Raw genomic sequence first — 12,526 nt, 5'->3', positions numbered from 1 at the left:
GAACGGGCTCAGATGATGATGTCGTTCATGCGGGAGAGGAGAAGCGCCTCGGTCGCGACCGCGTGACGGAAGGTGTCGAGGTGCAGGGATTCGTTGGGGCTGTGCGCCCTGGAGTGCGGGTCCTCGACGCCGGTCACCAGGATCTGCGCGTCAGGGAACTCCCGGACGAGGTCGGCGATGAAGGGGATGGATCCACCGACACCGAGGTCGATCGGCGCGACGCCGTAGCCGTCGCGCATCGCATCGCGCGTGAGCGCGACGGCCCAGCCGCTCGTGTCCACCAGGAATCCGTTGCCCAGGTCGACGTCGGAGAACGTCAGCTCGGCGCCGAACGGCGCGTGCGCGCGGAGGTGCGCCTCGAGGGCAGCGTATGCCTCCTCACCGGACTGGCCGGGGGCGACACGGGCGCTCACGACGACCGTGACCTCGGGCAGGAGCGTGTTGGATGCCGCCTCGACACTCGTCGCGTCGATGCCGATGACGGTGACGGCCGGCTTGTTCCAGATCCGGCTGAGGATCGTGCCGTCCCCGATCGGGGAGGTGCCCGGCAGGAGCCCCGCCTCATCGCGGAGGGTGTCCTCGCCGTACTCGGGCGTGGGAGCATCCCGCTCCGTCATCCCCTCCACTGCGACCGAGCCGTCGTCGTTCCACAGGGTGGAGAGCATCTTGACAGTCGCCATCATGGCGTCGGGCACCGCTCCGCCGAACATCCCCGAGTGGGATGCATGGTCGAGGGTGCGCACCCGCACCGTGAATCGCGCGTTCCCACGGAGAGACACCGTCAGCCCCGGGGTGACCGAGTCCCAGTTGCCGGAGTCGGCGACCACGATCGCGTCAGCGCGCAGCGCCTCCTTGTTGTCCGAGAGGAACTGCGCGAACGAGCGCGACCCGTACTCCTCTTCGCCCTCGATGAACATCGCGATCCCCAGTTCGAGGTCGTCGCCGATCACCTCGGCCACGGCGCGGATCGAGGCGATGTGCGCCATGATCCCCGCCTTGTCATCGGCTGCTCCGCGCCCGTAGAGGCGTCCGTCGCGAACGGTCGGCTCGAACGGCGGCGTCTGCCACAGCGCGTCATCACCGGGAGGCTGCACGTCGTGGTGCGCGTAGAGCAGGATGGTGGGCTTGCCGTTGCGCGCGGCACGCGTGGCGAGCACTGCCGGCTGACCGTGCTCGTCGGTGCCGGGGATCGCGGCACGAAGGATGCGGACCTCGTCGAAGACTCCGGTGTCGGTCGCGAGAGCGGCGACGGCCTCAGAGCTGCGCTCCAGCTGCGTCTGGTCGAAAGCGGGCCAGGCCATCCCGGGGATGCGCACGAGCCGACCGAGGTCGCTCAGCGCCGCGGGGAAGCCTGTCGATGCCGCTTCGAGGACGGCGGGCTCGCGGTCGCTGGACAGATTCTGGTCACCGGGCTGGGCAGGAGATGTCATGCGAGTAATCTTAAGGTGATCCACCTTCACCGAACCGAGGAACCTCGTGGCCACTTCCCCTGTCTCCCCTCCGACGAACGACGACGCCTCCGAGACGCCAGGCTCGGGCAAGGGCCGCGCGACGCCGACCCGGGCCGAGCAGGAGGCCGCACGCCGTCGCCCTCTCGTCGCGAACACCAAGGAGGCCAAGGCCGCGGCACGTGCCGAGCTCAACGAGCGACGCAACCGTGCGCAGGCAGGTCTCGCCGCCGGCGAGGAGAAGTTCCTGCCCGCACGCGACAAGGGCCCGCAGCGCCGCTGGGTGCGCGACTACGTGGATGCCGGATGGCACCCCGCGGAGTTCGTGATGGGCGTGATGGTTCTCGTGATCCTCATCTCGCTGCTCCCCGCCAATCTCGCGATCGGTGGATTCGCCGTCGCCGGCTGGGCGTACCTGGTCATGATGGCCTACCTGATCCTCGCGATCGGCGGCATGGTGCTCCTGGGCTTCCGCGTCAAGCGCAAGGTCGCAGCGAAGTTCGGCCAGGAGCGCATGGAGCGCGGCCTCGGCTGGTACGCCGCCATGCGGTCGCTGCAGATGCGCTTCATGCGCCTGCCGAAGGCCCAGGTCAAGCGCGGCGACTACCCCGCCTGACAACCCCGTCATATGCAAGAGGCGTCTCCTGCTCTCACGAGCACGAGACGCCTCTTCTTCGTGTACGGCGGCCTCAGCGGCGCACGAGGCCCCTGTTGAGCTCGCGTCCCCAGAACGGGCCGCGGTAGAGGAATGCCGTGTATCCCTGGACGAGAGTCGCCCCGGCGGCGAGTCTCTCCTGCACGTCCGCGGCGGTCTCCACTCCCCCGACGGCGATGACGCAGAAGTCCTCGGGGACCGCGGTGCGGACGAGTCGGAGGACCTGCAGCGACCGCTCCTTCAGCGGTGCACCGGAGAGGCCGCCGGCTCCCGCCGCCTCGACGGTCGCCGCATCCGTGGTCAGGCCTTCCCGGCTGATCGTCGTGTTGTGCGCGATGATGCCCGCGAGCCCCTCGTCGACGGCGAGCTTCGCGATCGCCGTGATCTCGTCGTCCGGGAGATCGGGGGCGATCTTGACCAGCAACGGCGTGGATCCTGATGCCGCACGCACCGCCCTCAGCAGTGGAGCAAGCGTCTCGACGGCCTGCAGGCCGCGAAGGCCGGGCGTGTTGGGCGACGACACATTGACCGCCAAGTAGTCGGCGAGCGGTGCGAGCCTGGTCGCGGAGGCGACGTAGTCGGCGGTCGCATCCTCGACGTCGACGACCCGACTCTTGCCGATGTTGACGCCGATCACCGTCTCCGGGGCTCCTCTGCGCAGCTTCGCGAGTCGCCGCGCGGCGGCATCCGCACCCTCGTTGTTGAAGCCCATGCGGTTGATGACGGCCCGGTCGGCGACCAGCCGGAAGAGTCGCGGCTTGGGGTTGCCCTCCTGCGGGATCGCGGTCACCGTACCGACCTCGACGTGCCCGAATCCGAGCGCAGCGAGCCCGCGTACTCCGATCGCGTTCTTGTCGAAGCCCGCGGCGATGCCGAACGGAGACGAGAAGGTCAGCCCGAGCGCCTCGACACGCAGCGACGGGTCGGGCTTCGTGACCGCACGAGTCGCCCAGGAGAACGGGGGCACGCCGAGTACACGGATCACCGCCATCCCGGCGTGATGGGCGAACTCGGGGTCGAAGCGCGACAGGACAGCGCGAAAGAGCAGCGGATACATCCCTGCCAGATTACCGGTCGGCGGGCTCCGGCTTCACGTGGTCGGCGCGGAGATCGGTGATCGCGCTCTCGAAGTCCTCGAGCGAATCGAACGCCTGATAGACACTCGCGAACCGCAGGTACGCGACCTCGTCGAGATCGCGGAGCGGGCCGAGGATCGCCAGCCCGATCTCGTTCGTGTCGAGCTGCGACACACCGGTCTGCCGCACGGCCTCCTCCACCCGCTGGGCGAGGATGGCCAGGTCGGCTTCGGTGACGGGTCGACCCTGGCAGGCCTTGCGCACACCGGATATGACCTTCTCGCGACTGAACGGCTCCATGACGCCTGACCGCTTGATGACGTTGAGGCTCGCCGTCTCGGTCGTCGTGAACCGGCCGCCGCACTCGGGGCACTGCCGTCGTCTGCGGATCGACAGACCGTCGTCGCTGGTGCGGGAATCGATGACCCGAGAGTCCGAGTGACGGCAGAAGGGGCAGTGCATCTGACCGATCCTACGCCGTGAAACGAGCCTCGATCGCCTCACCGTGCGCGGGAAGCACCTCGGTGTTGGCGAGGGCGACGACTCCGGCACGGACTTCGGCGAGGGCAGCACGATCGTACGAGATCACCTGCTGCGGGCGGAGGAACGTGTAGGCGCCGAGCCCGGGCGCATAGCGCGCCTGTCCCCCGGTGGGAAGAACATGGTTGCTGCCCGCCATGTAGTCGCCGAGGCTCACCGGCGTGTGGTCGCCGACGAAGACGGCACCGGCGCTGGTGAATGTGGCGGCCGCGGTCTCGGCATCGCCGAGGTGCAGCTCCAGGTGCTCCGGCGCGTATGCGTTGCTGAACGCCGTGGCCATCGCACGATCGTCGACGAGGACGATCGCGGACTGCGGGCCGTCGAGCGCGGCCGCAACGCGGGTGGCGTGGCGGGTCGACGCGGCCTGCCGGGCGACCTCGGACGCCACGCGGTCCGCGAGGTCCTCCGAGTCCGTCACGAGGACCGCCGAGGCCTGCTCGTCGTGCTCCGCCTGGCTCACGAGGTCGGCGGCGATCAGACGCGGGTCCGCTGCCGAGTCCGCGACGACGAGGATCTCGGTGGCACCGGCCTCGGAATCCGTGCCCACGACGCCGGCAACAGCCCTCTTCGCTGAGGCGACGTAGTTGTTCCCCGGCCCCGAGAGCACATCGACCGGATCGAGACCTATGTCGGCGACGCCGTGCGCGAATGCTCCGATGGCTCCTGCGCCGCCCATCGCGTAGACCTCCGTGATGCCGAGGAGACCGGCCGCTGCGAGGATCGTCGGGTGGACGCGTCCGTCCTGGTCGTCCTGTGGAGGGGATGCGAGCGCGATCTGCTCGACACCTGCCACCTGCGCCGGGACGACGTTCATGATGACGCTCGACGGATAGACCGCCTTGCCCCCGGGGATGTAGACGCCCGCACGGTGGACCGGCTGCCAGCGCTGGGTGATCTTGGCGCCGGCACCGATCTCGGTGACCTGGGGTGCGGGGACCTGGGCCGCCGAGGCGATGCGCACTCGACGGATCGCCTCCTCGAGCGCGGCGCGGACCTCCGGCGCCAGGATCTCGAGGGCATCGGCGATGTGCTGAGCCGGCACTCGGACTTCGTGTCCGGAGACGCGGTCGAATCTGTCGGCTTGCTCGCGGAGCGCCTCTTCGCCACGCGCCCGCACGTCCTCGACGATCCGCGCCGCCGTATCGAGGGCCTCTGCGCGCGCCTGTGTGGCCCGCGGCACGGCCGCGAGCATGTCTGCCGGCGAGAGCTCGCGCCCCCGCAGATCGATCGTGCGCAAGATCAGCCCTTCGTGATGTCTGCGATGTCGTGCAGGTAGCCGATGCGGCCGTCGTCGTGCCGCACGACGTAGGCGCCGCCACGGTCTTCGATGACGAGAGCCCAGGCATTGGGACCGATCTGGAAGATCGCCTCTCCCCGCTCGTCGTGCACGTCGCGCTCGGTCGGAGCGAGCACCCAGAACGGCTGCGCGGCAGGGGCAGCGTCGTATGCGTGGTTCGCGTGGGCGTCTGTGTCGTCGTCGATGGCAGGGAACGCAGTCGTCTCGGGAGACGAGACGTCCTGAGCCGTCGCACCCAGAAGCGACTCGATGCTTCCGGTGTCGGACACGATCTCGGGCTCCTGGCCCCGGTTGCTGCGGGAGTATGCCGGGGCGTAGTCCTCATCGGACGTGGCCTGCTCTGTGCCCGTTCCTCCGCCGGATGCGTGCGCGGCGAGCGGCACCTGCTGGGCCAGATCGAGCCTGGCGACCTCGTCGGTCGCCTGCTGCCCGGAGAGCTCGACGTCGAGTCCGTCGGCAGGGAATGCCTGCGTGGTGTGCGGCACCTGCTCGGCGCTACGGACGGCCTCGTGAGGGACGGTCTCGTCAGGCGCGTACTGCTCGGTCGTGTCAGTCGCGTACTGCTCGGTCGTGTCGGGCGCGTACTGGGCTGTCATGTCCTGGGCTGCCGCGTCCTGGGCTGTCGCTTCGGACGAGGGCACGGTCGCATAGCCCGCCCCGGCGAGAGGCGCACCCGGCGAGGATTCTTCGGCGTCTCGCGAGGCGCTCACCGAAGTCGCCTCCACCGCGGGCGTCGGCTCAGGGCGCGGCCGCGGGATGACCGGACGCACCGGGTTCGCGTTGCGGTGAGCGAGCGTGACGAGGCGGCCGTGGAAGTCTTCCCTGAGCCCGGGGACCAGCGGCGCGAACACGGTGAGGACGACGAGCGCGAGCGATGCGACGAGCTGGACGATGCCGCTCCAGGAGAGAGCGAAGATGCCGAACTCGATGGCGAAGGCGACCGCGTTCCACAGCGCACCGATCCAGAAGACGGCAGCGACGGAGAAGGCGACAGAGGCGAACTGATCGATCCCGAGGGAGCCGACCCGGCGGATGCCGTCCGGTGAGAAGCGGCGCAGGATGAGCAGGAAGACCGCGACCGTGGGCACACCGATCGGAAGGATCCACTGGATGCCGGTGCTCCAGATCGATGCGTCGACCGCATGCGGGAAGAACGACGAGATGAATGCGACGAGCCAGACACCGACGATGAGGAGCTCACGCAGGGTGAACCCGAGGATGCCGAACTCCGGTGTCACCTCGTCGTCGTAGAGGACACCGTCGTCGTCGGAGAAGACCTCGTCGACCGTGGACTCGGAGGCCGCGGCTGCACCGTCTGCATCCGAGGCGTCACTGTTCAGGAAGGGGGATTCCGTGCTCATGGGGGTGGTCCTTTCGCCACGGTGCAGAGGCTCTGACGCCCTGCACCCGAACGCGTCCTGATACTACCCGGTGCATCCGGGAGGACGTCATCGGGCGACTCGTGTATAGGCTCGGGTCAGCCGAGGCAGCTCGGTCCGAGGAGTGATTTGAGATCGCCGAACAGGTCGGCGGAGACTTTCACGGGCATCGGCACGTCGAACACTTTCGCCGTGCCGCCACGGTGCACGCGCAGAACCACCTCGGTGTCTCCGTTGTGTCGGCGCAGGACCTCGGCGAGCTCGTGCATGACCCTCTCGGTCGCTCGTTGCTCAGCCAGCACGAGTGCGAGCGGTCCTGCCGCATCGAAAGAGCCGACGTCGGGTGCGAATGCCGATTGCGCGTGGAGGTTGAGCCCGTCGTCGCGCTTCGAGACGCGTCCGCGGACAGCCAGGATCGAATCCTGCTGGAGGATGTGCTGGAACTCGGTGTAGGTCTTGCCCATGAACATGACCGTCACCTCGCCGTTGAAGTCCTCGACCGTGATCATGCCGTACGGGTTTCCGCTGGCCTTCGCTACGCGGTGCTGGACACTGGTGACGAGCCCCGCGACGGTGACCTGCTCGCCGTCCTGCATCTCCTCCGAGTTGATGAGGTTGTGGATCGAGATCGACGCATGCTTCGCGAGAGGCACTTCGAGCCCGGCGAGCGGATGGTCGGAGACGTACAGACCGAGCATCTCGCGTTCGAATGCGAGCTTGTCCTTCTTGATCCACTCAGGTCGCGCGGGGACCTTGGCCGGCGCTGCCTCGTCCATGCCCTCGTACAGGCTGTCGAAGTCGAAGCCGATCGCGCCCTGCGCTTCGTTCCGCTTGCGATCGACGGCGGCCTCGACGGCATCCTCATGGATCTCCAGCAGCGCCCGGCGGGAGTCGCCCATCGAGTCGAAAGCCCCTGCCTTGATCAGCGACTCGACGGTGCGCTTGTTCGAGACGTGCAGCGGTACCTTGTCGAGGAAGTGGTGGAACGAGGTGAAGCGCTCGTCTTTCCGCGACTTCACGATGCCCTCGACGACGTTGCTGCCGACGTTGCGCACGGCGCCGAGCCCGAATCGGATGTCGTCGCCGACGGCGGCGAAGTAGTTGATGGATTCGGAGACATCCGGCGGGAGCACCTTGATGCCCATCCGGCGGCACTCGTTCAGATACAGCGCCATCTTGTCTTTCGAGTCGCCGACGCTGGTGAGCAGTGCGGCCATGTACTCGGCGGGATAGTGCGCTTTGAGGTAGGCGGTCCAGTACGACACGACGCCGTAAGCGGCCGAGTGGGCCTTGTTGAAGGCGTAGTCGGAGAACGGGAGCAGGATCTCCCAGATGGCGTTGACGGCACCATCCGAGTAGCCGTTCGCGTGCATACCGGCCTGGAAGCCCTCGAACTGCTTGTCCAGCTCGGACTTCTTCTTCTTGCCCATCGCCCGGCGGAGGATGTCGGCCTGGCCGAGGGAGAATCCGGCCACGCGCTGGGCGATGGCCATGACCTGCTCCTGATAGATGATCAGGCCGTAGGACTCGTCGAGAATGTCGGCGAGCGATTCGGTGAACTCCGGATGGATCGGCGTGATGGGCTGCTGGCCGTTCTTTCGCAGCGCGTAGTTCGTGTGCGAGTTCGCGCCCATGGGCCCTGGACGGTACAGCGCGATGAGAGCCGAGATGTCGCCAAAGTTGTCGGGGCGCATCAGACGCATGAGCGCGCGCATGGGCCCGCCGTCGAGCTGGAAGACGCCGAGCGACTCACCACGACCGAGCAGGTCGTAGGCTCCTCGATCGTCGAGCTCGAGATGCTCGAGATCGAGCTCCTCTCCCCTGTTGGTGCGGATGTTGTCGAGCGCGTCGGAGATGATCGTGAGGTTGCGCAACCCCAGGAAGTCCATCTTGATCAGGCCGAGCGACTCGCACGACGGGTAATCGAACTGCGTGACGATCTGGCCGTCCTGCTCGCGACGCATGATCGGGATGATGTCGAGAAGCGGCTCGGACGACATGATCACGCCGGCGGCGTGGACGCCCCACTGGCGCTTCAGTCCCTCGAGCCCGAGTGCGCGATCGAACACCGTCTTCGCCTCGGGGTCGGTCTCGATCAGCGCACGGAACTCGCTCGCCTCCTTGTAGCGGGGGTGCGCGGAGTCGAACATGCCGTCGAGCGGCATGTCCTTGCCCATGACGGGCGGCGGCATGGCCTTGGTCAGTCGCTCGCCCATGCTGAAGGGGAAGCCGAGCACTCGCCCGGCATCCTTCAGCGCCTGCTTCGACTTGATCGTGCCGTAGGTGACGATCTGCGCGACGCGCTCGGAGCCGTACTTCTTGGTCACGTAGTCGATGACCTCGCCGCGGCGACGGTCGTCGAAGTCGACGTCGAAGTCGGGCATCGAGACGCGGTCGGGGTTGAGGAACCGCTCGAAGATCAGGCCGTGCTCGAGGGGATCGAGGTCGGTGATCTTCATGGCGTACGCGACCATGGATCCGGCACCCGAACCACGACCGGGACCGACGCGGATGCCGTTGTCCTTGGCCCAGTTGATGAAGTCGGCGACGACGAGGAAGTAGCCCGGGAAACCCATCTGCAGGATGATCCCGGTCTCGTATTCGGCCTGCTTGCGTACCTTGTCGGGGATGCCGCTCGGGTACCGGTAGTGGAGTCCCGCTTCGACCTCCTTGATGAGCCAGCTGTCCTCGGTCTCGCCGTCCGGCACGGGGAAGCGCGGCATGTAGTTCGCCGCGGTGTTGAACTCGACCTCGCAGCGCTCGGCGATGAGCAGAGTGTTGTCGCATGCCTCGGGGTGGTCGCGGAACAGCTGACGCATCTCTGCGGCCGTCTTGATGTAGTACCCGTCGCCGTCGAACTTGAAGCGGTTCGGGTCGTCGAGCGTCGAGCCGGACTGCACGCACAGCAGCGCCGCGTGCGCATCAGCCTCGTGCTGGTGCGTGTAGTGCGAGTCGTTGGTGCCGACGAGCGGGATGCTGAGGTCTTTGGCAAGGCGGATCAGGTCGGTCATGACCCGGCGCTCGATCGAGAGACCGTGATCCATGATCTCCGCGAAGTAGTTCTCCTTGCCGAACAGATCCTGGAACTCGGCCGCCGCCGCGCGAGCCGCGTCGTACTGGCCGAGGCGCAGCCGGGTCTGGATCTCACCTGACGGGCATCCGGTCGTGGCGATCAGGCCCTTGCCGTACGTCTGCAGGAGCTCCCGATCCATGCGGGGCTTGAAGTAGTAGCCCTCCATGCTCGACAGCGAACTGAGCCGGAAGAGGTTGTGCATCCCCTGCGTGCTCTCGCTCCACATCGTCATGTGGGTGTATGCACCGGAACCCGAGACGTCGTCGCTCTTCTGATCGGGCGAGCCCCACTGCACTCGCGTCTTGTCGCTGCGGTGCGTGCCGGGGGTGACGTAGGCCTCGAGTCCGATGATCGGCTTGACGCCCGCGGCGTTTGCGGCCTTGTAGAACTCGAAGGCCGCGAAGGTGTTGCCGTGATCGGTCACCGCGATGGCCGGCATGTCGTAATCCGCAGCCGCCTGAGTCATCGCTGCGATCTTCGCCGCCCCGTCGAGCATCGAATACTCGCTGTGCACGTGCAGGTGGACGAAGGAGTCGGATGCCATGCCTTCGAGTCTACTTTCGGCGTCCGACATCGGGCGCCGGCGTGTCTGCCGCCCGACCCGATGTCGGCATCGTCATCACGGGAGCCCATCCACCACGCTGACCGTGTACATCGTGCGAGAATCCGGGACCTCGGCTGGGATGACGCCCTCACCGACATCCGACGTGTACGTCGTCTCCCTGATGTCGCCGGTCGCCATGTCGATGGTCACCGTGAACCGCGTCAAGGACGAGTCAGAGGGATCAGACGCCCACCCGAAACGAGAGTCGAACGTGAGGGTACGCGCTCCTCCCGCCTGTTCCTCGCCGACCGTGGCGCCCGGGAGCAGACTGAGTGCCCGGTACATCGTGGCCCGGACATCCGGCGGACCCGCGTTGTACGAGAGCAGACCGATGAGGGTCCAGCCGACCTTGAAGTCCTCCCCTCCCGGTCGGTCCGGCTCCACCTGATTCCGAACCCAGCTCACCATCTCCTCCGGGTCGTCGGGCATCGCGCCGAAGAAGGAAGCGAGATCGCTCGCGCCGCCGACGGGCCACGGCGCGAAGACGTCGTAGGGCTCGATCTGAGGGGTCGATCCGAGCATCCCCGGGAGCACCTGAGCTCCAGCCTCGACTTCCGCGCTGTCGCCGAAGCTCGATACGAGCTCCCTTTGATCCATCGACCCGTACCATTGGTCCGCCAGATCAGCAGGGATGTACTGCGTCCCGCGCGCGCCCACCACCCACGCGCTCGTCGCGGTCTCCCGCGAGCCTCCCCATCCAGGCGTAGCCCACGAACCGAAGGCGTCTTCATACACATACAGCTCCTCTGCCGTCCACTCACGACGGAGATACTGGCCGGGCGCGAGTATCGGAGGCACGAACTCGGCCGCGGCCACCGCCGCACCGCGCAACACCTCGGCTGACGTCTCCGCCGTCGGCGGCTCCGGTGAGGACGTGGGGACGAGAAGACTCCCGGGCTCCCGCGTCGGGAACGCCTCGATCGTCGGCGCGGGACTCGTCAACCCGTTCACCACGAGAACACCGACCGTGACGGCGGCGGCCGCCCCCGCGAGCCCACCAGCGATGATCCATGGCCGCCGTGACTCCCGAGGCCTCACCGTCCGCCGCTCGGCCTCGATCGCGCTCATCAGCCGCGCGCGGGCGGAGCCGAGATCGAGTTCGTCGGCCTCGTTCACGGGCCTCGTCTGCTGGACCCTTTCAAACACGTCCATGGACTTCTCCTCCCTGCTGCTTCTCGAATGCCTGGATCCTCCGCTGAGGATCCAACTTCTTGCGGACCCTGTTCAGCCGCGAACGCACGGTGCCGACAGGCACCGAGAGCACCTCCGCGATCTGGTCATAGCTCAGCCCCTGCCAGGCGTACAGAAGCAGCGTCTCCCGATCCTTCGGGGCGAGCGCCGCGATCCGCTCTCTGAGGGCACGTACTTCACGCTCCGCGTCGACGCGCCTCATCGCGTCCTCCAGCCCGCCGAGCGTCGCGTGCCCCTCACCGGAGGCCACTGCAGCGAACGATCGCCAGTGCTTCGCCTCGACCACTCGATGCCGGCGGATCAGCGTGGCGGCAATTCCGAGCAGCCACGGCGAGGCCGAGTCCTTCGTCAGGTCGAAGTCCGCCCTGCGGCGGAAGGCCACGAGGAAGGTCTCGCTGAGCACGTCTTCGGCGGCATGCCGACCGATGCGATAAGTCGCGAAGGCGTTCACCGCGCGAGCGTGCCGGTCGAACAGCTCGGCGAAGGCCGACGGATGATCCAGCGACCGGCGGATGATCTCACTGTCTGTGCTCACACTGTGTATTGCCTCTGACCCGCGGCTCGGTTCACGATTTCTTCGACGGATTCCGCCCCTGTCGAAGATCGAGTCTCATCAGCACCCGCGGGAAGCCGTCGAGAGTCGAGTCGGTGTCTGCGACCTTGGTGAAGCCCGCTGCTTCGAACAGCCCTCGCGTGCCGACGTACGCCATGGTCAGATTCACCTTCTCTCCCCTGTTGTCGACGGGGTACCCCTCGATGGCCGGCGCTCCACACTTCTTCGCATGGGCCACGGCCCCGTCGATCAGCGCATGCGAGATCCCCTGCTTGCGGTGTCCCGGCCGGACCCGGATGCACCACAGTGACCACACGTCGAGATCGTCGATCTTCGGGATCAGCCTGTTCCGAGCGAAGCTCGTATCGCTGCGCGGATGCACTGCCGCCCACCCGACCGGTTCGTCGTCGAGGTAGGCGATCACGCCGGGAGGCGGGTCCTGACGGCAGAGCTCACGCACCCGATCAGCGCGCTGGGCGCCTCGCAGCTCGTTGTTCTCCTTGCTGCCGATCCGATAGCTCAGGCAGAAGCACACGTTCGACGTCGGCTTCTTCGGGCCGACGAGAGCGGCCACGTCATCGAACTCGGTCGCCGGCTGCACCTCGATGCTCATGCGCCCAGTCTGGCCCACCCTACGGACATCGCCTAGGCGCTCAGTGAACCCCGGGCACGCCATGAGTGCCGTTCTCGTCGCTGGCCGGCCGAGTGGT

The 12,526-nt window shown here is 67.3% G+C and carries 10 protein-coding genes; 1 reads left to right on the top strand and 9 read right to left on the bottom strand.

Annotation, left to right across the window (positions count from 1 at the left end; translation table 11 throughout):
• Positions 1-8 precede the first annotated feature (8 nt).
• Positions 9-1,430, bottom strand: a complete 1,422-nt coding sequence (locus tag ASF63_RS16315) for a dipeptidase (protein WP_235560842.1) — start codon at positions 1,428-1,430, stop codon at positions 9-11.
• A gap of 46 nt (positions 1,431-1,476) precedes the next feature.
• On the opposite strand from ASF63_RS16315, the gene ASF63_RS16310 reads away from it, so the two are divergent.
• Positions 1,477-2,064, top strand: coding sequence for a DUF3043 domain-containing protein (locus ASF63_RS16310; protein ID WP_056516525.1), 588 nt, complete (start codon positions 1,477-1,479; stop codon positions 2,062-2,064).
• A gap of 73 nt (positions 2,065-2,137) precedes the next feature.
• Here ASF63_RS16310 and ASF63_RS16305 read toward each other — a convergent pair whose 3' ends face one another.
• The 8 genes from ASF63_RS16305 to ASF63_RS16270 all read right to left on the bottom strand — a co-directional run bounded on the left by ASF63_RS16305 (position 2,138) and on the right by ASF63_RS16270 (position 12,429).
• Positions 2,138-3,160, bottom strand: coding sequence for a quinone-dependent dihydroorotate dehydrogenase (locus ASF63_RS16305; RefSeq protein ID WP_056516522.1), 1,023 nt, complete (start codon positions 3,158-3,160; stop codon positions 2,138-2,140).
• A 10-nt stretch (positions 3,161-3,170) separates the two neighbouring features.
• Positions 3,171-3,641 carry a transcriptional regulator NrdR gene (gene nrdR, locus ASF63_RS16300; RefSeq protein WP_056516518.1) on the bottom strand — a complete coding sequence of 157 codons (471 nt, stop codon included), beginning with the start codon at positions 3,639-3,641 and terminating at the stop codon, positions 3,171-3,173.
• A gap of 10 nt (positions 3,642-3,651) precedes the next feature.
• On the bottom strand, positions 3,652-4,959 hold the full coding sequence (gene hisD, locus ASF63_RS16295; protein ID WP_056516516.1) for a histidinol dehydrogenase: 1,308 nt from the start codon (positions 4,957-4,959) through the stop codon (positions 3,652-3,654).
• The gene (locus tag ASF63_RS16290; RefSeq protein WP_235560841.1) at positions 4,959-6,377 is read right to left on the bottom strand and encodes a hypothetical protein; all 1,419 of its coding nucleotides are present in this window, start codon (positions 6,375-6,377) and stop codon (positions 4,959-4,961) included. Before ASF63_RS16290 ends, hisD begins: the two co-directional genes overlap by 1 nt.
• A 116-nt stretch (positions 6,378-6,493) precedes the next feature.
• The gene (gene dnaE, locus ASF63_RS16285) at positions 6,494-10,012 is read right to left on the bottom strand and encodes a DNA polymerase III subunit alpha (RefSeq protein ID WP_056516513.1); all 3,519 of its coding nucleotides are present in this window, start codon (positions 10,010-10,012) and stop codon (positions 6,494-6,496) included.
• A 75-nt stretch (positions 10,013-10,087) separates the two neighbouring features.
• A complete protein-coding gene (locus ASF63_RS16280) occupies positions 10,088-11,224 on the bottom strand; it encodes a hypothetical protein (protein ID WP_056516510.1) in 1,137 nt (378 codons plus the stop codon).
• Positions 11,211-11,798, bottom strand: a complete 588-nt coding sequence (locus tag ASF63_RS16275) for an RNA polymerase sigma factor (protein ID WP_056516507.1) — start codon at positions 11,796-11,798, stop codon at positions 11,211-11,213. Before ASF63_RS16275 ends, ASF63_RS16280 begins: the two co-directional genes overlap by 14 nt.
• A gap of 31 nt (positions 11,799-11,829) precedes the next feature.
• On the bottom strand, positions 11,830-12,429 hold the full coding sequence (locus ASF63_RS16270) for a GNAT family N-acetyltransferase (RefSeq protein WP_056516504.1): 600 nt from the start codon (positions 12,427-12,429) through the stop codon (positions 11,830-11,832).
• Positions 12,430-12,526: the final 97 nt, after the last annotated feature.

The sequence above is a fragment of the Microbacterium sp. Leaf320 genome (genome assembly GCF_001423485.1).
In the GTDB taxonomy this organism is placed as follows: Bacteria; Actinomycetota; Actinomycetes; order Actinomycetales; family Microbacteriaceae; genus Microbacterium.
The sequence above is the reverse complement of the archived record's forward strand: the minus strand, read 5'-3'. Positions and strand labels throughout refer to the sequence as shown.